A 23,674-nucleotide genomic window follows, 5' to 3' on the forward strand; every position below is an offset into this window, starting at 1 on the left:
ACCTGACAATGCCAACCATCACCGTCGAGCGCACCATTGGGACCACCAAGAAGGCTGTGCTCGCCGGGCTCGGCGCCTATAACGACGAGCAGTTCGGGAAGCAGAGGGTCAAGAGCGTCGCGGTCTCGTTGAAGGACGGCCGCAAGATCGTCGGCGGTATCGTCGGGCATCTCTGGGCCACTGTTCTGTTCATCCAGTATTTCTGGATCGACCAGAAGCAGCGCGGCAAGGGTTTTGGCACGAAGCTGATCGCGGCGATCGAGGACGAGGCAAGGCGGCAGGGCGCGATCCAGGTCCATGTCGACACGATGAGTTTCCAGGCGCCGGGCTTCTATCGTTCCTGCGGGTACGAGGAATTCGGCACCCTCAAGGGTTATCCCGGCGGCGTGACGCGCCATTCGTTTACGAAGTCGCTATGAGCACATCATCATCCAACTCCAAATTCCGTAGCACCAAGGAAGCGCCGACCGAGCCGTTCAAGCGTTCGGTGGCCTCCTGTCTCAAGGCGATCGCCAAGACACCCGAGCTCGAGGTTTCCTTCGCCGCCGAGCGACCCGGTCTTGCGCCCGGCAAGGCGCGGCTGCCCGAGCCCGCGCGAAAAATGACCAAGCGTGACGCGGCGATCGTTCGCGGCCACGCCGATTCCATTGCGCTCAAGCTCGCCTGTCACGATCCGAAAGTGCATCGCAAGCTGATGCCCGGCAATCCGCAGGCGCGCGGCGTGTTCGAGGCGGTGGAGCAGGCGCGGGTCGAGGCGATCGGCGCGCGTCGCATGGCTGGCGTTGCCAAGAACCTCACCGCGATGCTCGACGACCATTTCCATCGCGGCAAGTTCGACGAGATCACCGACCGCGCCGATGCGCCGCTGGCCGACGCGCTGGCGATGCTGGTGCGCGAGCGCCTGACCGGCATGGCGCCGCCGGCGGCCGCGAAGAAGATGGTCGACCTCTGGCGTCCCATTCTCGAAGACAAGATCGGCCGGCGGCTCGACCGGCTCGACGGCGTGGTCGAGGACCAGACCAGGTTTGGCGACGCCGTGCACGACCTCCTGACCGCGCTCGAGCTCGGTGACGAGCGCAACGCCGACACCGAGGACAATGACGAGAACGACGAGAACCAGGACGGCGACAACGATCAGTCCGGCGCCGAGGGCTCGCCGGATTCCGATGCCGCCCAGGAGATGAGCGCCGACCAGGCCCAGGCTTCCTCGGAAGAAATGAGCGAGAGCGCGATGGAAAGCGCGCAGGCCTCGACCTCCGACAGCTTCGACGACGGCGAGCTCGGTGACGACGAGACGCCGGGCGAGGCGACGCGGCCGAATTCACACGGCAAGAACGAGCCGCGCGGTCCGGAATACCACGCGTTTGCGCCGAAATTCGACGAGGTCATCTCCGCCGAGGATCTCTGCGACCATGACGAGCTGGAGCGCCTGCGGGCCTATCTCGACAAGCAGCTCGCGCATCTGCAGGGCATCGTTGCCCGCCTCGCCAACCGGCTGCAGCGCCGCCTGATGGCGCAGCAGAACCGCGCCTGGGAGTTCGATCTCGAAGAGGGCATCCTCGACCCCGCGCGGCTGTCGCGCGTCGTCACCGATCCCTATCACCCGTTGTCCTTCATGCACGAGAAGGAGGCGACGTTCCGCGACACCGTGGTGACGCTGCTGCTCGACAATTCCGGCTCGATGCGCGGCCGCCCGATCACGGTGGCCGCGACCTGCGCCGACATCCTCGCGCGCACGCTGGAGCGTTGCGGCGTCAAGGTCGAGATTCTCGGCTTCACCACGCGCGCCTGGAAGGGCGGTCAATCGCGCGAGGCGTGGCTTGCCGCCGGCAAGCCGGCCAATCCTGGCCGCCTCAACGATCTCCGCCACATCATCTACAAATCGGCGGATGCCCCGTGGCGCCGTGCGCGGAAAAATCTCGGGCTGATGATGCGCGAGGGTCTGCTGAAGGAGAACATCGACGGCGAGGCGCTGGACTGGGCGCACAAGCGCCTGCTCGGCCGGCCCGAGCAGCGCAAGATCCTGATGATGATCTCGGACGGCGCGCCGGTCGACGATTCAACGCTGTCGGTCAATCCCGGCAACTATCTCGAGCGGCACCTGCGCCACATCATCGAGGAGATCGAGACCCGCTCGCCGGTCGAGCTGATCGCGATCGGCATCGGCCATGACGTGACGCGCTACTACCGCCGCGCGGTGACGATCGTGGACGCCGAAGAACTCGGGGGCGCCATCACCGAGAAGCTCGCCGAGTTGTTCAGCGAGACCAACACGGCGCCCACCCAGCCGGCCGGTCGCCCGCGACGCAAATTGCATTCGTGAGCACGCATCAATCCCGCCGCAGCTTCGTTGGCAGCTTTCTTGGCCACGCCGCGGCGGGATTTTCTACTCTCGCGATACCTCGATTGGCGCAGGCGCAGGCACAGTTGCAGCCCGCGACCGAGCCGCCGCCGCGTCCGCTCCAGCTCGAGCACGCCGTCTCAGCGCCTGTGAGCGTCGAGGTCAACGCGCGTAGGATTGCGAACTTCGAGCCGCGCGACCGTTCGCGCACGCGCTTCGGCTCGCTGGATTTTCGCAGCGGCCTAGTGCTGACCTCGCCCTATCGCGGTTTTGGCGGCCTGTCCGGCATCCGCTTTCTCGACGGCAAGGGCGAGCGCTTCCTGGCGGTCTCCGACCAGGGCGGCTGGTTCACCGGCACCATCCGCTATTCCGGCCGCGAGATGACCGGGCTCGCTGACGTCGAGGCCGCGCCGCTGCTGGCCGCGGACGGGCGGCCGATCACGGAGAAGCGGCTCTGGTACGACAGCGAGTCGCTCGCGCGCGACGGCAATTTCGTCTATGTCGGGCTCGAGCGCGTCAACCAGATCCTGCGCTATGATTTCGCCAAGGGCGGCACCCGCGCCCGCGGCGAGGTGATCGCCATCCCACCTGCCGTGCGCAAGCTGCCCTACAACAAGGGGCTGGAGGCGATGGTGGTCGTGCCCAAAAGCCAGGGGCAGGGCCAAGGTCAGAGCCAGGGTCAGGGTCAGGCTCAGGCGCTCGCGGGCACGCTGATCGCCTTCTCCGAGCGCGGGCTCGATGCCGACGGCAACCTGCTTGCGTTCCTGATCGGCGGCCCGACGCCGGGTCAGTTCAGCGTGCGCCGCTCCGAAAACTACGACATCAGCGACGCCGTGCTGCTGCCCTCGGGCGATCTCCTCATCCTCGAACGCAAATTCTCCTGGTTCACCGGCGTGAACATCCGCATCCGCGCGATTCCGCTCAAGTCGATCGCGCCGGGCGCGCTGGTCGATGGCCTCACGCTGTTCGCCGCCGATCTCGGCCACGAGATCGACAACATGGAAGGCATCGACGCCCACGTCACGGCCGAGGGCGAGACCGTGCTGACCCTCATCTCCGACGACAATTTCTCGATGCTGCAGCGGACATTGCTGCTGCAATTTGCGTTGGTGGAGTAGGGGGCGACGCCAAACCCGCAGCGCAATGCATACCACCGCTACCCGCCATACCCGGGGCGCGCCTAGCAATCCGCGTTTCCCTCACTACACTCCCTTCATCGCCCTCCATTCTCCGGAACTCCTCGCATGAGCGCCCTGTTTTCCCCGATCAAGCTGCGCGGCCTGACATTGAAGAACCGCCTCGTCGTGTCGCCGATGTGCCAGTATTCGGCCGATGACGGCGTCGCCACCGACTGGCACTTCACCCACATCAACAATCTCAGCCTGTCGGGTGCGGCGATGTTCTGCATCGAGGCGACGCATGTCGAGGCGATCGGCCGCATCACGCCGGGCTGCCTCGGGCTCTACAGCGATGCCTGCGAGGCCGCCTTGAAGCCGATCCTCCATTCGGTGCGCAAGCATTCGTCCACCGCGATCGCGATGCAGCTTGCTCACGCCGGGCGCAAGGCTTCGAGCGCGCGGCCCTGGGACGGTGGCCAGCTGATCCCGGTCGAGCACGGCGGCTGGCAGACGGTCGCACCGTCGGCGGTGCCGCACAAGGAGGGCGAGGCCGCGCCGCTGGCGCTCGATGCCGCTGGCCTCAAGCGCATCCGCGAGGCCTTCGTCGACAGCGCGAAGCGCGCCGCGCGCCTCGGCATCGACGCCATCGAGCTGCACGGCGCGCACGGTTATCTCATGCATCAGTTCCTCTCGCCGATCTCCAACAAGCGCACCGACGAATATGGCGGTTCGCTCGAGAACCGCATGCGCTTTCCGCTGGAGATCTACGACGCGGTGCGCGCGGTCTTCCCGCACGACAAGCCGGTCGGCATCCGGGTGTCGTCGACCGACTGGGTCGAGGGCGGCTGGGACCTCGCGCAGACCGTCGAATTCGCGAAAGCATTGAAGGCGCGCGGCGTCGACTGGATCGATGCTTCCTCCGGCGGCGTCTCGCCGTTGCAGAAGATTCCGCTCGGCCCCGGCTATCAGGTGCAGTTTGCGGAGGCCATCAAGCGCGAGACCGGACTTGCCACCATCGCCGTCGGCCTGATCACCGAAGCAAAACACGCCGAAGAGATCGTGGCATCCGGCAAGGCCGACATGGTCGCGCTCGGCCGCAGCTTGCTCTACGACCCCCGGTGGGGCTGGCACGCCGCCGCCGAACTCGGCGGCGAAGTCGAAGCGCCGCCGCAATATTGGCGCTCGCAGCCCTCGACGCAGAAGGCGCTGTTCGGCAAGACCACGTTCGGCGCGCGGTGAGTTCGTCGCCTCTCCCCGCTTGCGGGGGGAGAGGGAGTCAGCCCCTCACGTATCCGTAACTCTCCTCACCTTCCACCCCTCGCAAAACTGGCCTAACCTCCGTCCCTCAAGGCATCGCGGAGGCCGCCATGCGTTTTGGTGTTCGGAAGACCGCCCACGTGTTCGAGCGCGTGGGCCTTGCGATGGCGGGGGCGGCGTGCGGGCTGTTCGTCGGCGCCTATGTCGGCTCGGCGATATCGCACCTCACCACGCAAGGGTTCCTGCTGGCGATGATGCTGCTCGGCTGCATCGGCTTCTATCTCGGCATCGACACGCCGCAGCTGCCCTTCGACGAGGCGCATAGCGACATCGATGCCGCGGAATTCCTCAGCTCGGCCGGCACGCTCTGCGCTACGCTCGCCGCGCTCGCCTCGGTTGCCGTCATCGTGCTCCGCCTCGACCCGGACGTCGGCTGGACCTGGCTGGCATTGCTCGGCTGGATCGCCGGCGTTGCGATGCAGATCGTCGCGGGTGCGAAGGCGCGGATGCGGAAGTAGGGTGGCTCTTGCCCTCCACTGGAGGGGTGAGCCGGCAGCCCCCTAAAACACCACGCCCACTCGCGTGCCGCGCTTCCAGGCGATGCGGCAGCGCTTCCTGGTGTTGACGTGCAGGAGCTCGAACCGATCGGGAATGCTCACCTGCCCGCCGAGATCGACACAGGCGCCGCCGGGCGAATAGTCGATCAGCGTGCAGTTGATGACGGGCGCGCGCGGGTCGGTGATGATCTTGGCCTGGCGCGACACCAGGCCTGCGGGTTTTACGCGGGCATATTTACGCGGATACATTGGCACATCTCCTCCAATTCCGCGAACGGCGCGGTGAGCTCGAAGGCGATGATGGAACGCAGATGATTCGATCCAGCTAAGGCGCGGCCGAGAATTTTAATGAAAAGTCACTGCGAATGAAGAAAGCGCCGGTAGCGGGGTGCGGCGTGTCACTGCGAGGAGCTCTTGCGACGAAGCAATCCAGACGGTCTCCCCGGATGCATTTCTGGATTGCCTCGCTTTCGCTCGCAATGACGCTCGCTGCCCCCGCGATGCGCTATCGCACGCGTTCGAGCGAGATGAAGCTGCGATTGCTCGCCTCGTACTGGAAGGCATAGACGTTGGCCTCCCGGCAGGTGTCGCCGACGGCGGCGCGGCGCTCGAGACCCTTGAACTGCGTGAACTTCCGTCCCGTGGCGTCGGCGTCGTATTTGACGTGAACCTTCGGCGACGAGTTCTCGTTGGAACGGTCGTAGCGATGCGCGATCTTCCATGCACCGCCCGGCTCCAGGAAGCGGGTTTGCCAGTCGCCTTCGCCGACCTTCCGCATGTAGGTGATGTTGGCCCTGGTGTCGTTCCTCAGGCAGACCACCCCGTAGTGCTTGTCATTGGCGGCCTCGACGGTTGCAGGCCACAGCGAGGCGGCCGCAAGGCCGGCGGTGGCAAACAGCGCAGCGCGAATATGTGCAGCATGAAATGAAGACATTTGAAAAATCTCCTTGATCGAGACCTCGCTGATGGAGGTCCCGCCCAAGAGAGGATAGGAGCGGGTGAAGCGGATGCACATGATCCAATTCACAATCTCTGCGGTAGCGGCGGGATTCGGCGGGACATGTTGTCGCGGCAGGCGCCGGCAACCTCAGCCGCCGTCCCGGCTCCTCTCACGCCGCCGCCTCCGCATGCTGCGGCCCTACCGGCATCGGCACCGTCACATAGTCCTTCGGCAGGTTCACCGGCCGATAGTCGGGCTCCACCGCCATGCGCTTGAGCACGCTCTCATGCACATGCGCGCCTTCGGGAATGACGCGCGGCTCGCAATCGGGAATGTAGAAGCCGAAATAGACTTTTCGCGTCGGCCACTCCCGGTACTTCGCGCGCTTCGGCAGATATTCCAGCAAGCGCCAGGCCGCCGTCATGGAATCGTGCAGCATGCCCGTCTTGCCGGTGTAGGCCGGCTCGACGTACCTAAACGGCGAGTTCTTGCGCTGGATGCCCCAGGCGAGCTGCTTCACCGTCGCCGGGTTGAAGTTCAGCCCGGCCTTCTCCGCCTCCGCGATCATCCAGATCAGCGGATATTTTGATTCCCCGCTCTCGGCTTCAGGATAGCCGCCGCCAACGTCGCTGTGCACGCCGGCGAACCACACCTGCAAAATGTCCTGCGGCACCTTCTTCTCGTCGGGCACGTAGCGGTTGCTCCAATAATCCTGCGGCTCCCGGTACTGCTTGAGGCGGAACATGCAGCGCCGCTCGTCGATCGCGATCGCCTGCCGGAAAATCTTGACGCTCGGGTTGCGCAGCGTGAAGGCGAGCTCCTCCAGGCTGAACAGGTAGAAGAAATTGTCGCGCCGCGGCACGATCACGCTCGCCACCGTGTCCCACACGCCGATGAAATGGATGGTCGGCCATCGCGTCGAGGTGATGCGCGCGAACTGCGCGGCAAGGTCGAATTCGTCCTTCGGCAGTGGCCCCTGGTCGTCGACGGCGACGTCCTTGAGGTCCTCGACATCGTTGCCGCGCCCGGTGCCGGAATATTGCTTGTAGGCGACGAGGCCCGAGCCTGCGAGGTTCGCCTGCTCCGGCGAGATCAGGCCGATTTTATGGATCAGCCCCGCCAGCACGCGAACCGTGTAAGCACCGCGCGAAAAACCGAACAGATAGATCTTGTCGCCGGGCGCGTAATGCTCGACCAGGAAGCAATAGGCACTGAGCACGTTGGCGTCCAACCCGTAGCCGGTGGCGAGCCCCAGCACCAGGTTGATATTGGCCTTGATTCGGTGCCACGTCGTCGGCTCCGTCACCGTGCCGACCCCGGGATCGTAAAACACCATCTGCCGCGGCTGTGTCTTGTCCGTCTTGCGCAGGCAGCGATACAGCTTGAGGACGTTGGAGATGTTTTCCGAGATCTCGTTGCCGGTGCCGTCACAGCAGATGACGAGGTTTTTCGGCTCGGGTTTGCGATCGTGCTGGCCGTCGTGCTCCACGGGGTGCGCCTCCGGGTGATGCTACCGGGGCGAGTATAGCGGAACGCGACGGCAGCGAGGAGACGATGTCGGCTTCGGCGGCAAGGTGCCTCATTTGCGCATCATCTGTTGACATTAACCACCTGTTAACCATGTCGTCGCCTAATGTGAACGACTGGGGGGCACCATGTCGGCCCATGTGATGCGACCGAAATTCATGCCTGTTTCGGCCGATCCGGCCTTTCGTTCGCTGAACGGGCTGGCGGTTAGCGTCACGGCTGTCCTACGGAGCAAAGCCATGTTCGGGAAGGACGATTTAGTGGACAATCTCAGCCGCGATCTCGATCGCGCACGCCTACGACGCGATGCACTCGCATCCGAAGCCACGACGCTGGCGGCGCAGATCGCCGAAATCGAAGCCCGCCTCTCGGAGGAGAAGAGCAGGCGGGAGCGCGATCGTGTCCTGAGCGAAATCGAAGCGATCAAGACGCGAATCAGGCAAGCCGCCGGCGCGTTTGCGCCTGTCGTCGATGGTCTCTCCAAGGCGGTCGAATCGGCTGCGGCCGTCGTGCCCGAGGCGCGCGACCTCAACAGTTTCCTGGTGTCGGTGGCGACCGAGATCGATACCGTGCTCGGTCCCCTGTTGCGCGAACTGGATCAGCGCGCGGATGCGGTGCGGGTCGGACACGCCGTGCTGAACCTTCCGAGCCCGGCCCTTGAACCGCCGATCGAGCCGCCAAAAGAAGCCAACGATCGCATGCTTCGCTTCCCCGCATGGCTGTCTCGCGACAAGGAGACGGAGAAAAAGGAAGCAGCGGAGAGCCCGCGCAGCACGGCCGCGTGAAGCTGGCAGGTGCCGTCCTTGCGACGCATCCTTCGAGACGCCCGCCTATGGCGGGCCCTCAGGATGAGGACGAAGTGCGTGGCACTGGTTTCAACGGGCACAGATGCCGATTAGCCTCATCCTGAGGAGACCGCTGGAAGCGGTCGTCTCGAAGGACGAGGCGCGCGCTCAGGCCGTCCAATGTCCGGCATTGGAACGCTGTTGTTTTTGCTCCGTCATTCCGGGGCGCGCCCTCTTGGCGCGAGCCCGGAATCCATTCCTCAACAGTCACTGCGGCCCGATGGATCCTCAGATGCGCAATTGCGCATCATAGTTCGCGCTCACGCGCGCCCCGGGATGACGACCTGTTGTTACGCTCGCGACCGCTCAGCTCGCCGAGCGGCGCAGGAAGGCGGGGATATCGAGCAGGTCTTCGTCGGCCATGTTGCGCGGAACGGAGCGGCCGTAGGGATCGAGCGGCCGATCGGTCACAGGCCGCGCATAGATCGGCCTTGCCGGTTGCCCCGCGGGCTGGAGGGCCTCGGAGCGGAGCGGCGGGCTTTCCGTTTGCGGCGGCGGCACACTGCGCTCGATGCGGTCGGCGATGCGGCGGCTGTCATTGCGCAGCCGGCCGGCGAGCTGCGTGAGGGCGGTTTCCACCGGCTGGGCCTGAAGCGCCGGGTCGACATTGTCGATCCCGGTCGCCACCACGGAGACGCGGACGATGCCTTCGAGGCTTTCGTCGAACGACGCGCCGACGATGATGTTGGCGTCGGGATCGGCCTCGTCGCGAATCCGGGTCGCGGCTTCGTCGACCTCGTACAGCATGAGATCCTTGCCGCCGGTGATGGAGATGATGAGGCCGCTGGCGCGCTTGATCGAGGGGTTCTCGATCAACGGATTGGAAATCGCGGCGACGGCAGCCGCGAGCACGCGCTTCTCGCCGGACGCCTCGCCCCGTCCCATCATGGCCTTGCCCTTCTCCTTCATGACGGAGAGGACGTCGGCAAAATCGAGATTGATCAGGCCTTCCTTGACGATGAGGTCGCTGATGCAGGCAACGCCCGAATAAAGCACCTGGTCGGCCAGGGCAAAGGCATCGGCAAAGGTGGTCTTCGCGCTGGCCACCCGGAACAGGTTCTGGTTCGGGATGATCAGGAGGGTGTCGACCGTCTTCAGCAGCTCCTCGATGCCGGCTTCGGCAAAGCGCATGCGGCGCTGGCCCTCGAAGTAGAACGGCTTGGTGACGACGCCGATGGTGAGGATGCCGAGCTCGCGCGCGGCCCGGGCGACGACGGGGGCCGCCCCGGTGCCGGTGCCGCCGCCCATGCCCGCCGTCACGAACACCATGTGCGCGCCGGTCAGATGTTCGCGGATCGTATCGATGGCTTCCTCGGCCGCGGCGCGTCCGAGTTCAGGCTGCGAGCCGGCGCCGAGGCCTGCGGTCACCTTGGTGCCGAGCTGGATCAGGCGCGTCGCCTTCGACATCGCCAGCGCCTGTGCGTCGGTGTTGGCGACGACGAACTCGACCCCTTGCAGCCCGGCCGTGATCATGTTGTTGACCGCGTTGCCGCCGGCGCCGCCGACGCCGAACACGACGATGCGGGCCTTCATTTCGTGGATATCGGTATTGCCTGCCATTTTTCCCTCGCGATTGGTCCGGCAAGCCGGGGATGGAGTAAGTCTCGAGTGCTACCTGCGGGCCGCGCGGTCTGCTTGCACGATGGAAGCGGCCAGATGTCCCAATCGACGCGCGGCGTGTCCCGCGATCGAGCCGCCAGGGCGGCGATCGGTCCGCAGCGCCGTCACTTCGTCTTCCAGTCGTGCCGCCCACGCATTGGCGGCCGTCGCCTCGGCGGCCGCCTGCATCAGCTCGGCGGCCAGGCGATCGGCCCGCTCTCGCTCGCGCTCGAACACCGCCCTGTAGGCGGTCGCGACTTCCTCGAGCCGCGCGATCTCCGCCTTGAAGACGTCGGTCTTGACGGCCTCGATCCTGGCCAGGGAGGCATCGATGGGGTCTGCCCGGCGGGCGCGTCGCGGGCGGGGCGTGTAGCGGAGCTCGGCGAGATCGATGCTCACCACGGCCTTGCCGTCGGCCGAGCGCGAGCGCGGCAAACCGCGACGCCTCGCCAGCGCCCGCGCGGCCTCGCGCGAGATTTTTAGCCGGGCACTGAGATCCGCATACGTCAACAACTCAACGCACATCGGCGCTTCTCCTGGAGCGAACCGGGACGGCATTTCGAGCTAATGATGGCTGGACGATTACCGCAGGCTAGGCTGCGTTGGTTAATGGACGGTTAACGGGCGAGGGGGGTTGTTTACGGATGCGGTCACGGCAGATGACGGGGTTCTTCGGCTCGGGATTTGTTGCCCGGTACTTGTGGATCGCGTGACAGGCCTGCGCGTTGGTTTTGTCCCCGTTGTTTGATGACTGTGTGTCCTCAAGTGTCTTGTAGGAAGAATCCTACTGTGCGTAGTGTGTACAAGAAATTCGGTAGGGCTACCGGGCGCGATTCGGGGCCTGCTGAATGCACAAAGACCGCCCGGGGTGGAAACCGGACGGTCCCTGCTCAAATGGTCCCCTAGGTCAGGGATCGCCAGTGGGGAGAGCCGGGTCTTCCGCCAAGTCGACCGGCTCCCCTCCACGTTGCGAATCGATTGGTGCCGAATCGCAGGCTGCATGGTGGCGTGCCCGGGTGGCGGAGTCCACGCCGGGACGACGAGTCCCGTGGGCAATCCCGCTTTTCCCCAAGCGCTGGTCGCATCTTGACAAGAAGCAGCAAGATCAGGACAGCGCGTCCCGCGACGATGTCTTGAAGCGCATCTCAAGATGAAGCCGAATCAGCCGGCCGCGAGGCTCGCAAAGAAGGCTAAGAAAAATCCGGCGAGTGATTAAGCTAATTCAACCTTTCCGATAGCCAAAGAGCAGGTCTCGCGCTTCAATGAGGTCGTAGGGGTTGGGGGTGGGTAGATGGCGGTTGCTGAGCCGAGTCTTCAGCTCCATTTGGAGCCGGACGAGCCAATTGAAATTTCAGAGCTTACCGGAGCGCTGGCGGCTATTGCGCGCCAATATCAGGCCTATGCCGTCGAGAACGAGCTAGCCACAAAGAATTCGGAGGCTCGGCTTCTGGTCTCGGCCGTGAAGCCGGGCAGTATTGATATCAACCTGGTGCCCGATTTGGTTTCCACGGTTGCGATGGCCGGCCCTCTATTGGCGCCTTTGATCGACAAGCTTGAGCTGATCGAGAAGTTCGGCAAACACCTAAAGTCGCTGATCGACCTCTTCTCAAAGAAAAGGGAAGCGACGGCAGGCGATAATATCTCTGTAAGAGATTGCGACGACGCAACAAGCATCGTTAAGCCCATCGCAAGCCACGGCGGATCGCAGACTTTCAATGTGATCAATGGACCGGTGACGGTCCAACTGTTGACGATCACAGCGCAGGAGGCCTCGTCGATTCTTGAAGCCGCAGCGCATGAAAAGGCTCTGTTGCAGAACCCCAAGGCGGAGGTTTTGCAGCGCGTCCCCATGGTGTGGAAGCGACTGGACCGGGATTCTGTCAAGTCTGCTGCAAAGACGACTCCGGATCGCGCTTTAATCGAGGAGATAGACGAGAAGCCGCACGCCGTTTTCTTTACCGACGAGATGAGCCATCTTAAAAAGCAAATGATTGGAGATGAAGATAACCCCTACCAAGCGATTTACTTTGTGGACGTTGTGATTTCGCGGTCGTCTGGGAAAGTCGTCTCCTACCGAGTGATAGGATACCACGGCAAGGAAGAATTAGAGGCGCTTCCGCCATCGTAAAAACTATCGCGCCATCTGCTTAGCCGACGTTGGCTTGGTTGTTCGCTTTGATCTTCATGGCTTCAATGTACGTTCGCTCAAAGCGTCAAGTGGCGTCGCGCGATAAAGAGATAGTTTCTTTGTCTTGCAATCCTTGCTCTTTGCGGAAGGCTCTCTAACGCAATCGATCAAATTCAAGTCCGTTGCCGCGCCACTGCGAGTCTCGCATCGCGCTCGCGATGAAGTCGTCGACTGAACTGCCGTGAATTGCGCTGCGTGGGTATTCTCCCGGAGGAGCCGCTCGCTCAATTGTCCAGGGGACCTGCAATTGAGTGAGCACGGTACGAGCGATCTTTAGGTCATCGTCCGAGTAACACAGAGCAATTGTCTTATCAGGAAGTTTCAGATCGCCGTGAATGAGAACTTCTATCATTGTGCACAGCGGCAAATGCTTTGCGAGCATGGACATCTTATCCTCATCGGTTCGAGCGACCGGGATTTGATGACCTAAATAGTAGCGCCCATTAGTTTTCGATTCGAGGACGCCTCGCTTTTTGCCGCGTCTGAGATTTCTCGTCATAGCGACGTTGAATCGGCAAAGGCTGAAGGCATTCGCTTCTATTGCCGCAACTGGAACGCGCAGCGCGATGTGAGGGAATCCGGCACCCAGCTTGGCCTTCAAAATGCGAGGTTGCGGATCGAGAGTCATGTGTACGTATGACCCAAAGCCCCGCGCGACGTCTTGGCGGCGAGACATGGATCGAAGATGTGTCGACTTAAAGCCGGCAGCGTCCAACGAAGGTTTGCTCAAAATCGCTCGCGAGCGAGCAATGAATGGCAAATAGTGCAACGGCGCATAGTGTTGAACGAATTCAACACCGCTAGCTGAAAGAGCTCCCATGTGAATCTTCTAAGTATCTACAAGCTAAAGTGGCGACTGAACCGCATCACACTATTTAGTAGAATGTCAACATCCGACGTCTACGAGCGAAAAGAATGTCGCAAAAACAAAAACGGCCGGATCTTCCGATCCGGCCGCAAACGCAACTCTACTGGCTAAGCCTACGCCACGCGACGCAACCTAGCCCCCGCCCAATTCCGAAAAATTCTTAGCTCGCCTTCTTCGCCGGCGCGGTCGTCGGGCCGACCTTCTTCTGGATGGCGCGCTTCAGCTCGAGGGCGCGCGGCGACAGGACGTCGGCGCTGGCCTTGAGCAGGAAGGCATCGAGGCCGCCATTGTGGTCGACGCTCTTCACCGCGTTGGTGGAGACGCGCAGGCGCACGTTGCGCTCCAGGGCTTCCGAGATGAACGTCACGTTGACGAGGTTCGGCAGGAAGCGACGCTTGGTCTTGATGTTGGAGTGGCTGACCTTGTGGCCGACGAGGGGGCCCTTGGCCGTCAGTTCGCAGCGGCGAGACATGGCAAAAATCCTTATCCTGGACCCCAACGATTTGCGGCCGCCATTCGGGGCGCCACGGGGGCAAATTCTCTGTCCTTGCAGGGAGCGGGCGGACGTATAGGGGGGAAGGGGCGGGTAGTCAAGGATTTGAGGCGAGTTTCGTGCCCGCCGCGGCGGTGGTGCGCACCCTCTCCCGCTTGCGGGAGAGGGTCGGGGAGAGGGTGCCTCCGCAGTGGGGCAGTCATTATCACCGGCGGTGCTTCCAGGGGGAGTCCCCTAGGGGAGAGAGCCCTCACCCGCGCTTTGCGCGACCTCTCCTGCAAGCGGGAGAGGTATGGGAGCCCGGGGCTCGCCCCAATCACGAAAACGGCAATGATCGGAACGCCTTACCATCACATAAAGGGCGTAATCGCCCCGGAAGAATCCGGTGGAGTTCCGCGCACGCGCGCTCCGACGCATTGCCTGCCGCCGATTTCGGCTTAAGTAACTTATGTTGGCGCCCCGATTGGAAAGCTTCGTGCCCATCTCGTCCCTCGTTTCGCCCCGGCGGCGCTCTGCCGGCCAGCTGGCCTTCGCGGCCCTGTGCGGGCTCGTCGTGGCGTGGGGCGCGGATCCCGTGGCGGCGCAGGGCAAGCTCGAGGCGCAATATGAGGCCTCGCTCGCGGGCATTCCCGTCGGCCGCGGCGCCTGGAACATCGACATCCAGGACGACGTGTTCGCGGCCGCGGCCTCCGGCGGCACCACGGGCATCCTCAAGTCGTTCACGGGCGGGTCCGGCACCGGCGCGAGCCAGGGGCGCATCGTCAACGGCGCGCTGGTTGCGACCGGCTACCGGGCCACCACCACCACCTCGAAGAAGACCGAAGAGATCCACATCACCCTCGACAAGGGCAATGTGAAGGAGTTCGGCATCGTGCCGGAGCCGCCGGTCGATCCCGATCGCATCGTCGTCACTGACGCGCATCGCCGCGGCGTCTGGGACCCCATGACGGCCTCGCTGCTGCGCGTGCCAGGCACCGGCGACCCCGTGTCGCCCGACGCCTGCCACAGCTCGGCGCCGGTGTTCGACGGCCGCATGCGCTACGACCTCAAGCTCGATTTCAAGCGCATGGAGACCGTCAAGGCCGAGAAGGGCTATCGCGGCCCGGTCGTGGTCTGCTCGCTCTATTTCGTCCCCGTCGCCGGCTACATCCCCGATCGCCCCGTGATCAAATACCTCGCCGCCCAGCGCAACATCGAGATCGCCTTCGCGCCTGTTGCGGGCACCCGCATCCTGGTCCCGTTCTGGCTGAAAGTGCCGACGCCCTTGGGGCCGGCCATGCTGGAAGCGACCAGCTTCATCACCTCCGCCCAGCCGCCAAGGGTGGCGAAGACGCAGTAGGCTTTTGCCGCGCGCGCCCCATCCTAACCGTCACCCTGAGGCGGCCGCTTCTTCAGCGGCCCTCGAAGGGCGACAGCCCGGCTGTCCCCGCAGGGAATTTCTGCGCGCGGCCGCATCCGGGCCGTCCATCCTTCGAGGCTCCCCACGCGACGCGTGCGCGTCGCATGGCTCGCACCTCAGGATGACGGAAGGGTTGTGTCGCGCGCCGGAATGACGGGTGGCGATTCGGCTGAATAAAAGTCAAATTATTTCAATAACTTACCTACTGTGCATGGGGTTGTTTTGGCACTTTTTGTTGTGATGGGCCGGCCATCCCTGAATCCATTTGACTCCTCCCCGATTCTGATTCGACTCGAAGCCATCCCCAGCTTTAAGAAACCCGTCCTCAAATCGTCGCTTGTACGGCCGCGCCAAACTCCATCTAGTGCGCAACCAAGACGAGTCCCGCGACATGTTGCGTGAACGGAACGGGACTCCAGGGGGAGTCAGCGATTCGGCCGCGATTCGTTCTAGAGTCGTTCCGAAGCTTAAGACCAACGGAAAAAGCGTCGCAAAGTGAGACAGTTGCGCGAAGTTTGGGGGGCTCTCTCTTCTCCCTCGCCCCGTTCTTACGGGGAGAGGGTGGGGTGAGGGGCTGCTTCCACGAATTCGGTGATGGTTGTGCCCGCGGAGAGCCCCCTCACCCGGCGCTTCGCGCCGACCTCTCCCCGCAAGCGGGGCGAGGTGACTTCCAAGCGCTTCGCGCCATCGCCCCAAAACGGCACTGACATTCGCCCAAATCGCCACTACCTAATCCCCCAGACATGGCCTTCTCTCCCTCCCCCTTCGCTTCCGAGCGCGCGCCCGGCGCTGGCGTCACCGCGGTGCTCGGGCCGACCAACACCGGCAAGACCCATCTCGCCATCGAGCGGATGCTGGCGCATCCCTCCGGCATGATCGGTCTGCCGCTGCGCCTGCTCGCGCGCGAGGTCTACAACAAGATCGCCGATCGCGCGGGGCCAGAGAGCGTCGCGCTTGTGACCGGCGAGGAGAAGATCAAGCCGAAGAACCCGCGCTATTGGGTTTCGACCGTCGAGGCGATGCCGCGTGACCTCGACGTCTCCTTCCTCGCCGTCGACGAGGTCCAGATCGCCTCCGACCTCGAGCGCGGCCACGTCTTCACCGACCGCATCCTCAACCGCCGCGGCCGCGACGAGACGCTGCTGCTGGGTGCCGCCACCATGCGCCCGATCATCGAGCGCCTCTTGCCGGGCGTGTCCATGATCACGCGGCCGCGCCTGTCGCAGCTCGAATTTGCCGGCGACCGCAAGATCACGCGCCAGCCGCGCCGCACCGCCATCGTCGCCTTCTCCGCCGACGAGGTCTACGCCATCGCCGAGCTGATCCGCCGCCAGCACGGCGGCGCTGCTGTTGTTCTGGGCTCGCTGTCGCCGCGCACCAGAAACGCACAAGTGGCGATGTTCCAGAACGGCGACGTCGATTATCTCGTCGCCACCGACGCCGTCGGCATGGGCCTCAATCTCGACGTCGACCACGTCGCCTTCGCCTCCGACCGCAAATTCGACGGCTACCAGTTCCGCCGGCTCACGCCGGCCGAATTCGCGCAGATCGCGGGCCGCGCGGGCCGCGCCACGCGCAACGGCACCTTCGGCACCACGGGCCGCTGCGCGCCGTTCGAGCCTGAGCTCGTCAACGCGCTGCAGAACCACACCTTCGATCCCGTGAAGGTGCTGCAATGGCGCAACACGAAGCTGGATTTCTCCTCGCTCGGCGCGCTCCAGGTGTCCTTGAACCTGGCCCCGGGCCACGAGGCGCTGACGCGCGCGCCTGTTGCCGAGGACATGCGCGTGCTCGATCACGCCGCCCGCGACGGCGAGGTGCGCGATGTCGCGCACGGCAAGGCGGCGGTGGAACGGCTGTGGGAGGCCTGTCAGGTCCCCGATTACCGAAAACTGTCGCCGGCCGCCCATGCCGAGCTCGTCACCACGCTCTACGGCTTCCTGATGCAGAAGGGATGCATTCCCGATTCCTGGTTTGCCGCCCAGGTCGACCAGGCCGACCGCATCGACGGCGATATCGACACGCTGTCGGCCCGGATCGCGCAGATTCGCACCTGGACCTTCGTCGCCAACCGCCCGGACTGGCTGAAAGACCCCGAACGCTGGCAGGGGATCGCGCGGGAGGTCGAAAATAAATTATCAGATGCGCTCCATGAACGCTTGACTGAGCGTTTCGTTGATCGCCGTACCAGTGTATTGATGCGCCGCCTGCGGGAGAACACGAGCTTGAATACTGAAATCGGCAAGACCGGCGAAGTCATCGTCGAAGGCCATGTCATCGGCCGCCTCGACGGCTTCACCTTTGCACCGGACGCGGCGGAAGCCGGCTCCGATGCGAAAGCCTTGCAGGCTGCAGCGCAAGCGGTGCTCGCCGGCGAGATCAACGCGCGCGCCGAAAAGCTCGGCAATGCGCCGGACGATCAGTTCGTGCTGACCTCGGAAGGCACCATCCGCTGGACCGGCGATGCCGTGGCGCGGCTGTCCGCCGCAGAGGAGGCGCTGCATCCGCGCATCCGCATCATCTCGGATGAGAGGCTGACCGGAGCGCCGCGTGAAAAAGTGCAGGCGCGGCTCGACCTCTGGCTCAAGACGCATATCGAAAAGCTGCTCGGGCCGATGTTCGAGCTCAGCAAGGCCGAGGATGTCACCGGCATCGCCCGCGGCATCGCCTATCAGCTGGTCGAGGCGCTCGGCGTGCTCGAGCGTCCCAAGATCGCGAACGAGCTGAAGGATCTCGACCAGCCCTCGCGCGCAGTCTTGCGCAAGTACGGCGTCCGCTTCGGCGCCTATCACATCTATTTCCCCGGCCTGCTCAAGCCCGCCGCGCGCGCGCTCGCCGCGCTGCTCTGGGCGCTGAAGCAGGACAATGTCGATCTCTCCTCGCTTTCGGGCGCGCAGCATCTGGCATCGTCGGGCCGCACCTCGTTCCCGGTCGACAAGCAGCTGCCGCGCGATGCCTATCGCGTGCTCGGCTACAAGCAGGCCGGCGAGCGCGCCGTGCGCGTCGACATTTTGGAGCGGCTTGCCGATCTGATCCGCCCGGCGCTGGCCTGGCGCGAGAACTCGCCCGGCGAAAAGCCCGCCGGCGCGTTCGACGGTCGCAGCTTCGTGGTGACACAGGCGATGACCTCGCTCACCGGTTCCGCCGGCGAAGACTTTGCGTCGGTGCTGCGCGCGCTCGGCTATCGCATGGAGAAGCGTCCGCCGCTGCCGCAGAAGCCTGTCGTGACCGAGACGGTCGTGACCGAGACCGTCGCGACAGAGACGCCGCCCGTTGAGGGCAGTGCGGAGATCTCGACCGAGACGGCTGCCGAGGCCGTCGCCGGCCTGCCGGAGGAAACATCCGCGGAGGCCGCCGCTGAACCGGTCACCGTCGAAGACGCCCCCGGCCTGGAGCAGCAGGACGAGCCAGCGCAGGCCGAGCCGGCGCTGGAAGCCTCGCCCGAAGCCCCCGTCACGCCCGAAGACGCCCCCGGCATCGCGCCGCCGGCGGAAGAGACCGCCGCGCCCACGGAGCCCGCGGGCCTCGAAGCCGCTGCCGCCGAGACCGCGGCAACGGAAGCCGCTGCATCACCCGACGCTGCCGCGCCCGAGGCTGCCGCCTCCGAGGCTGCGGCCGCGCCCGCAGAGCCCGAGCTCGTCGAGGTCTGGCGTCCCGGCGGCCGCCATGAGGATCGCAAACCGCGCCACGAGCGCCATCGCCACCAGCGTCACCACAATCAGCGTCCGCAGGCCGGTGCTGAGGCTGGCGCCGCGCCCGCTGAGGGCGAGGCCGCGCAGTCCGCCGACGGCGAGAAGCGCGGTGAGCGCCATCGCCACGGCGGCGGTCATCGTCGCGATGGCGGCCGAGACTTCCGCAAGCCGCGCGAAGGCGGTGGTGAAGGCGCGCCGCGTCCCGAAGGGCGCGACGACAAGAATCGTCGCTTCGAAGGCAAGGACCGCGACAACAAGGGACGGGATCGCGACAAGGGCAAGTTCGGCGGCGATCGCGACAAGGGTCGCGACAACCGTGGCCGCGACCGCGACAAGGGCCGCGACCGCCGCGACCGCGAATCCGGTCCCTCGCATCGCCCCTACGCCTCGACCGCGAATCCGCGCGAGCGCGATCGTCCGATCGATCCGAACTCGCCCTTCGCCAAGCTCGCCGCGCTGAAAGAGCAGCTGTCCGGCCGGAAGGAGTGATCCCACGGCGACCGAGCGGCAGCGCATCGACAAATGGCTGTGGCACGCGCGGGTGGTGAAGGCGCGCACCTCCGCCGCTGAGCTGGTTGTCACCGGCCATGTTCGCGTCAACGGCGTGCGCGAGACATCGCCGGGGCACGCGATCAAGGTCGGCGACGTCCTCACCATCGCGCTCGATCGCACTGTGCGCGTGCTGAAAGTCACCGCCTTCAAAGAACGCCGCGGCGATGCCGCCTCGGCCCGTGTGCTCTATGAGGAGCTCGGGATGCGCAATTAATTGCGCTTTGTATTCATTTCTTGGCCGATCATACGCACACAAGTGTCATGATCGGGTGTTGCCGACCTTGCGGCGCCGGGCCATCCGCGCTACGCAGGCCGCGACTTCTAAAAGAGCTTTTCGGAGCGTTGGATGACTTACGTCGTCACTGAAAACTGCATCAAGTGCAAGTACACCGACTGCGTCGAGGTCTGCCCGGTCGACTGTTTCTACGAGGGTGACAACATGCTCGTCATCCATCCCGACGAGTGCATCGACTGCGGCGTGTGCGAGCCGGAATGCCCCGCCGACGCCATCAAGCCGGACACGGAACCGGGCCTGGAGAAGTGGCTGCAGGTCAACGCCGACTACGCCAAGAGCTGGCCGAACATCACCCAGAAGAAAGAATCACCAGCCGACGCCAAGGAGTTCGACGGCATGGACGGCAAGTTCGAGAAATATTTTTCTCCGAACCCCGGCTCCGGAGACTAAATTCCGGCGCAAACTTAACCCTAATACCTTCGTCAGCGCCGAAAACCAGCCCTCAAGACCCCTAAATCATTGATTTTTGCGGGAAATGTGCTATATTGAGCACATTGAGCTGAACCCCGTCAGCCCGTTGGCCCCGCTGGGTTCCCGTGAAACCAAATGTCGAACAGGGGCGTGGCAGTTTCCGCGCGCAGGCTGTGTCACAGAAAACGCGTAAAAAGAGTACTTCAGCGAGGGCTTCCCATAAGGAGGCCAAAAAAGTCGCCGCGGCCAGCCGTAGCGCATCCAAGGGTCGGACCGCGACGAAGGCGCCGGCTGCAAAGTCCTCGAAGAACAAAAGAAGCGCAATGCCTAACAAGACTGCCAAACCGGCCGCGAAAGCGACCGTTGCCAAGCCTGCTGCTGCCAAGGCTCACTCTGCGAAGGCTCACGCTGTCAAGCCGGCCGCGCCGAAGGCTCCCGTTGCTGCTGCTCCTGCCAAGGCTCCTGTCGCTGCCAAGCCAGCCGCCAAGCCCGCTGCTGCGCCGAAGGTCGAGGAAAAGAAGGTCGTGACCCAGCGTCAGGGCTTCAAGGCCAACGAATTCGTCGTTTATCCCGCTCACGGTGTCGGCCAGATCCTGGCCATCGAGGAGCAGGAGATCGCCGGTGCCAAGCTCGAGCTGTTCGTCATCAACTTCATCAAGGACAAGATGACGCTGCGCGTTCCGACCGCCAAGGTCGCCAATGTCGGCATGCGCAAGCTGTCCGATCCGGCGCTGGTCAAGAAGGCGCTGGAGACGCTCAAGGGCCGCGCCCGCGTCAAGCGCACCATGTGGTCGCGCCGCGCCCAGGAATACGAAGCGAAGATCAATTCGGGCGACATCGTCGCGATCGCGGAAGTCGTGCGCGACCTCTACCGCTCGGAGTCGCAGCCGGAGCAATCTTACTCTGAACGCCAGCTCTATGAAGCGGCGCTCGATCGTCTCTCCCGCGAGATCGCAGTGGTGCAGCACTCGACCGAGACCGAAGCGGTCAAGGAGATCGAGGCCCAGCTCGCCAAGAGCCCGCGCCGCAACGCCAAGGCGGAAGCCGCCGAGGGCGAGGGCGACACGGATGCCGAGGGCGATACCGACGATACCGATGGCGATGACACCACCGTCGCCGACGAGGCCGCGTAAGCCTCTCGCGCGTCGATCGCAACAGATCAAAAAGCCCGGCCGTTCGGCCGGGCTTTTTTGTTTGGTGGATGCGGCGTCGCGCGCGAGTTTTTGAGCGATATCACCTGGTGCGCGCAAGCTTCGCCGCTCTCTGGCCAAGGATCTCCAGAAAAGTCCGTTGCGCCGCTGTCAGCGGCTGGTCCCTGCGATAGGTCAGCCCGATCGCGCGTGAATTGGCGGGCAGCTCGACCGCGAGTGCCTTGAGTCCCTTCGCAATGGTCTTCAGCCTTGCGGGCGAATAGGTCAGCAGAGCGACAACGTCGCTGTTCATGACCATCTGCTCGGCGAGCGCGAAGGTGACAATCTCGCAAGTCTGCGCGGGCGGCACGAGGCCCTGTCCGATCAGGAGCTCCTCGAAATAGCGGCGCGTCGGCGTGCCGTGCGGCGCGACCACCCAGTTCTCGCCGACGAGATCCCTGAGCTTGCGCCGTCCCTTGGCCAATCGATGATCCGCACGCGCAATCACGGCGAAGAATTCGTCGTAGAGATGCCGCTCTTCGAGGACGTCGTAGGGCGGCGGTTCGCGCAGCGGGCCGATGACAAAATCCAGCTCGCCCTGACGCAGCCCGTCGATCAGGGCGGAATAGCTGCCGGTGACGGCCTGGAGGCGCACGTGCCGGTGCCGGCTCAGCATCTCGCCGAACACCTTTACGACGACGTCCTGCTCGGAGAACGGCAGCAGTCCGACGGCGACACGTCCCGTCACCTTGCCGGACAGCGCCTCGAGCTGCTCCGGCAGTGTCATTACGTCCATCAGCAGCTTCGTGTGCAGGTCGGCAATGATGACGGCATCGCCGGTTGCCTTCATGCCCGAGCGCGTGCGTTCGAATGGCGGCCGGCCGGTGGCCGCCGCGATCTTGGCAAGCGCGCGGCTGACGTCGGGCTGGGACCGTTCGAGATATTCGGCGGCCGCCGACACGCTGCCGGTCGCCCTGACAGCGCTGACCGCGCTGAGCAGCTCCCAGGCGAGGTGATGACCGAGATCGGCAATGCGAGCGCCGGAGGCCTTGAGCGCCTCCTGTGCGGCCTGGATGCTTGACATCATGTGGCGGCAGCGCGCGATGACGATCTCGCCCTGCGACGTCGGCTCCATGCCGGTCCACCCGCGCGCGAACAACTGCTGGCGCAGCCGGCCCTCGACCTCCGCGATGCCGCGCGACAGGCTGCTCTGGCTCGCATTCAGCTGCTCGCTCGCGCGCGCAAGACTCGCGCAGCTCGCGACGGCGCTGATGACCCGCACCTGCTTGATCGTAAGGATCGGTGTTCTTTTCATGCACGCGCCCTGAGATCGGGACCTGGGATGCTCGGTTTAATATTCACTATTTGCAAGGTCCAATTCAAAACCTGCATAATTGACCAGGGCACGATCCTGCTAGCTAGAGACGATAATCACCGTGACGCCGAATGAAGGCGTTGCCCGGGAGGTCTCATGTCCGGCAAGTGCCTTGATGCCGTCGTGCTCGCACGCCGCGCCTTGACCGGGCGCATTGCCGAGTTCTGCATCGGACGCGCAGACGGCCGTCCGCTGCCGATGGCCGAATCCGGCAGCCATATCGAGCTGCATTTCGGCGGTGGCGAGTATCGTTTCGTCCGGCACTATTCGATCGTCGGTCCCCTCACGCTTCGCGATGATCCGGAGCCGTTCTGGCGCATCGCCGTGCAGCGAGAGGATCGCGCCCGCGGCTCCGCATTCATTCACGACACTTTTCGCACCGGCACGGCGCTGACCGTCTCGCGGCCGGTCAATGCCTTCCGGCTGGCTCGCCATCAGGCCAACACCTTGCTGGTTGCCGGCGGCATCGGTGTAACGCCGATGCTCGCAATGGCGCGGTCGCTGCGGATGCGGAATCTGGAATTCTCGATGCTCTATGCGGGCCAGGATCGACCCGCGATGGCCTATGTCGACGAACTCGAAAGCCTGTGCGGCGATCGCCTGACCGTCCACCAAAGCAAGCGCGACGGCATTCCCGATCTCGTGGATCTCCTCTCCGGTCAACCCGCCGAAACGATCGCCTACGTCTGCGGGCCGGCAGTAATGATCGAAGCCGTACGCGACGCCGCAGCGGCCCTCGGTTGGCGCAACGAGCGCATTCGCTTCGAAGTGTTCAACGCGGCCCACAGGCCCGACGACAGAGATTTCGAGGTGCGGCTCTCGACTGGCCGCCGCGTCAAGGTTGGAGCCGGAACCACCATCCTCGAAGCGCTCGAGCTTGCCGGCGTCGATACCTTGTCGAGCTGTCGTCGCGGCGAGTGCGGTCTTTGCATCGCCGACGTCGCGGGTTGCGATGGCCAGCTGGATCATCGCGACCGTTACTTCAGCAATGCGGAACACCGCGCCGGCGGGCAGATCGCGATCTGCTGCTCGCGGATCACCGGCCGCGCGCTCGCGCTCAACGTCTAGCCAACAGGAAGAGTTGAAA

At 64.4% G+C, this 23,674-nt stretch carries 20 protein-coding genes and 1 pseudogene; 13 read left to right on the top strand and 8 right to left on the bottom strand.

What is annotated here, in order from left to right; translation table 11 throughout:
* Positions 1 to 8: 8 nt before the first annotated feature.
* The 5 genes from NLM27_RS35140 (at position 9) to NLM27_RS35160 (ending at position 5,234) form a co-directional block, all read left to right on the top strand.
* Positions 9 to 419 carry a GNAT family N-acetyltransferase gene (locus tag NLM27_RS35140; protein ID WP_254147627.1) on the top strand — a complete coding sequence of 137 codons (411 nt, stop codon included), beginning with the start codon at positions 9 to 11 and terminating at the stop codon, positions 417 to 419.
* Positions 416 to 2,323 (top strand): cobaltochelatase subunit CobT, encoded by a 1,908-nt coding sequence (gene cobT / locus NLM27_RS35145; protein ID WP_254147628.1) that lies wholly within the window; start codon positions 416 to 418, stop codon positions 2,321 to 2,323. The genes NLM27_RS35140 and cobT overlap by 4 nt, the downstream gene beginning before the upstream one ends.
* Complete coding sequence (locus NLM27_RS35150; RefSeq protein ID WP_254147629.1) at positions 2,320 to 3,459, top strand: esterase-like activity of phytase family protein; 1,140 nt, start codon at positions 2,320 to 2,322, stop codon at positions 3,457 to 3,459. Before cobT ends, NLM27_RS35150 begins: the two co-directional genes overlap by 4 nt.
* Positions 3,460 to 3,585: 126 nt before the next feature.
* Entirely contained in the window at positions 3,586 to 4,698 is a 1,113-nt protein-coding gene (locus tag NLM27_RS35155) for an NADH:flavin oxidoreductase/NADH oxidase (RefSeq protein WP_254147630.1), read from the top strand.
* Between the two features lie 128 nt (positions 4,699 to 4,826).
* Positions 4,827 to 5,234: a hypothetical protein gene (locus tag NLM27_RS35160; protein WP_254147631.1), complete on the top strand. Its 408-nt coding sequence runs from the start codon at positions 4,827 to 4,829 to the stop codon at positions 5,232 to 5,234.
* A 42-nt stretch (positions 5,235 to 5,276) separates the two neighbouring features.
* Here the strand turns inward: NLM27_RS35160 and NLM27_RS35165 are convergent, their stop codons facing one another.
* The 3 genes from NLM27_RS35165 to NLM27_RS35175 all read right to left on the bottom strand — a co-directional run bounded on the left by NLM27_RS35165 (position 5,277) and on the right by NLM27_RS35175 (position 7,702).
* Positions 5,277 to 5,522: a PilZ domain-containing protein gene (locus NLM27_RS35165; protein WP_254147632.1), complete on the bottom strand. Its 246-nt coding sequence runs from the start codon at positions 5,520 to 5,522 to the stop codon at positions 5,277 to 5,279.
* A 256-nt stretch (positions 5,523 to 5,778) separates the two neighbouring features.
* Positions 5,779 to 6,207 (bottom strand): hypothetical protein, encoded by a 429-nt coding sequence (locus NLM27_RS35170; protein ID WP_254147633.1) that lies wholly within the window; start codon positions 6,205 to 6,207, stop codon positions 5,779 to 5,781.
* A 175-nt stretch (positions 6,208 to 6,382) separates the two neighbouring features.
* Positions 6,383 to 7,702, bottom strand: coding sequence for a DUF2235 domain-containing protein (locus NLM27_RS35175; protein WP_254147634.1), 1,320 nt, complete (start codon positions 7,700 to 7,702; stop codon positions 6,383 to 6,385).
* Positions 7,703 to 7,979: 277 nt separating this feature from the next.
* On the opposite strand from NLM27_RS35175, the gene NLM27_RS35180 reads away from it, so the two are divergent.
* The gene (locus tag NLM27_RS35180) at positions 7,980 to 8,525 is read left to right on the top strand and encodes a hypothetical protein (protein ID WP_254147635.1); all 546 of its coding nucleotides are present in this window, start codon (positions 7,980 to 7,982) and stop codon (positions 8,523 to 8,525) included.
* A 393-nt stretch (positions 8,526 to 8,918) separates the two neighbouring features.
* Here NLM27_RS35180 and ftsZ read toward each other — a convergent pair.
* Together ftsZ and NLM27_RS35190 are read right to left on the bottom strand one after the other, a co-directional pair.
* Positions 8,919 to 10,145 (bottom strand): annotated as a pseudogene (gene ftsZ, locus NLM27_RS35185) (cell division protein FtsZ); the annotation flags it as partial.
* A 51-nt stretch (positions 10,146 to 10,196) separates the two neighbouring features.
* Positions 10,197 to 10,709 carry a hypothetical protein gene (locus tag NLM27_RS35190; protein ID WP_254147636.1) on the bottom strand — a complete coding sequence of 171 codons (513 nt, stop codon included), beginning with the start codon at positions 10,707 to 10,709 and terminating at the stop codon, positions 10,197 to 10,199.
* 766 nt (positions 10,710 to 11,475) lie between these two features.
* Between NLM27_RS35190 and NLM27_RS35195 the strand changes: the two genes are divergently transcribed.
* Complete coding sequence (locus tag NLM27_RS35195; RefSeq protein ID WP_254147637.1) at positions 11,476 to 12,312, top strand: hypothetical protein; 837 nt, start codon at positions 11,476 to 11,478, stop codon at positions 12,310 to 12,312.
* A 154-nt stretch (positions 12,313 to 12,466) separates the two neighbouring features.
* Here the strand turns inward: NLM27_RS35195 and NLM27_RS35200 are convergent, their stop codons facing one another.
* Positions 12,467 to 13,192, bottom strand: coding sequence for a hypothetical protein (locus NLM27_RS35200; RefSeq protein WP_254147638.1), 726 nt, complete (start codon positions 13,190 to 13,192; stop codon positions 12,467 to 12,469).
* 208 nt (positions 13,193 to 13,400) lie between these two features.
* On the bottom strand, positions 13,401 to 13,712 hold the full coding sequence (gene rpmB / locus NLM27_RS35205; protein WP_254147639.1) for a 50S ribosomal protein L28: 312 nt from the start codon (positions 13,710 to 13,712) through the stop codon (positions 13,401 to 13,403).
* A gap of 469 nt (positions 13,713 to 14,181) precedes the next feature.
* Here rpmB and NLM27_RS35210 point away from each other — a divergent pair, with 469 nt between their 5' ends.
* The 5 genes from NLM27_RS35210 (at position 14,182) to NLM27_RS35230 (ending at position 21,215) form a co-directional block, all read left to right on the top strand.
* Complete coding sequence (locus NLM27_RS35210) at positions 14,182 to 15,072, top strand: DUF3108 domain-containing protein (protein ID WP_256570059.1); 891 nt, start codon at positions 14,182 to 14,184, stop codon at positions 15,070 to 15,072.
* An 803-nt stretch (positions 15,073 to 15,875) separates the two neighbouring features.
* Positions 15,876 to 19,313, top strand: a complete 3,438-nt coding sequence (locus NLM27_RS35215) for a helicase-related protein (RefSeq protein ID WP_254147641.1) — start codon at positions 15,876 to 15,878, stop codon at positions 19,311 to 19,313.
* Positions 19,314 to 19,338: 25 nt separating this feature from the next.
* Complete coding sequence (locus NLM27_RS35220; protein WP_309144808.1) at positions 19,339 to 19,590, top strand: S4 domain-containing protein; 252 nt, start codon at positions 19,339 to 19,341, stop codon at positions 19,588 to 19,590.
* 132 nt (positions 19,591 to 19,722) lie between these two features.
* A complete protein-coding gene (gene fdxA, locus NLM27_RS35225; RefSeq protein WP_025033361.1) occupies positions 19,723 to 20,061 on the top strand; it encodes a ferredoxin FdxA in 339 nt (112 codons plus the stop codon).
* A 344-nt stretch (positions 20,062 to 20,405) separates the two neighbouring features.
* A complete protein-coding gene (locus tag NLM27_RS35230; protein ID WP_254147643.1) occupies positions 20,406 to 21,215 on the top strand; it encodes a CarD family transcriptional regulator in 810 nt (269 codons plus the stop codon).
* A gap of 100 nt (positions 21,216 to 21,315) precedes the next feature.
* Here NLM27_RS35230 and NLM27_RS35235 read toward each other — a convergent pair whose 3' ends face one another.
* On the bottom strand, positions 21,316 to 22,527 hold the full coding sequence (locus tag NLM27_RS35235; protein ID WP_254147644.1) for a LysR family transcriptional regulator: 1,212 nt from the start codon (positions 22,525 to 22,527) through the stop codon (positions 21,316 to 21,318).
* Between the two features lie 156 nt (positions 22,528 to 22,683).
* Here NLM27_RS35235 and NLM27_RS35240 point away from each other — a divergent pair, with 156 nt between their 5' ends.
* Positions 22,684 to 23,655, top strand: coding sequence for a PDR/VanB family oxidoreductase (locus NLM27_RS35240; protein WP_254147645.1), 972 nt, complete (start codon positions 22,684 to 22,686; stop codon positions 23,653 to 23,655).
* The last annotated feature ends 19 nt before the right edge of the window (positions 23,656 to 23,674 follow it).

It is taken from the genome of Bradyrhizobium sp. CCGB12 (genome assembly GCF_024199845.1).
Taxonomy (GTDB): Bacteria; Pseudomonadota; Alphaproteobacteria; order Rhizobiales; family Xanthobacteraceae; genus Bradyrhizobium.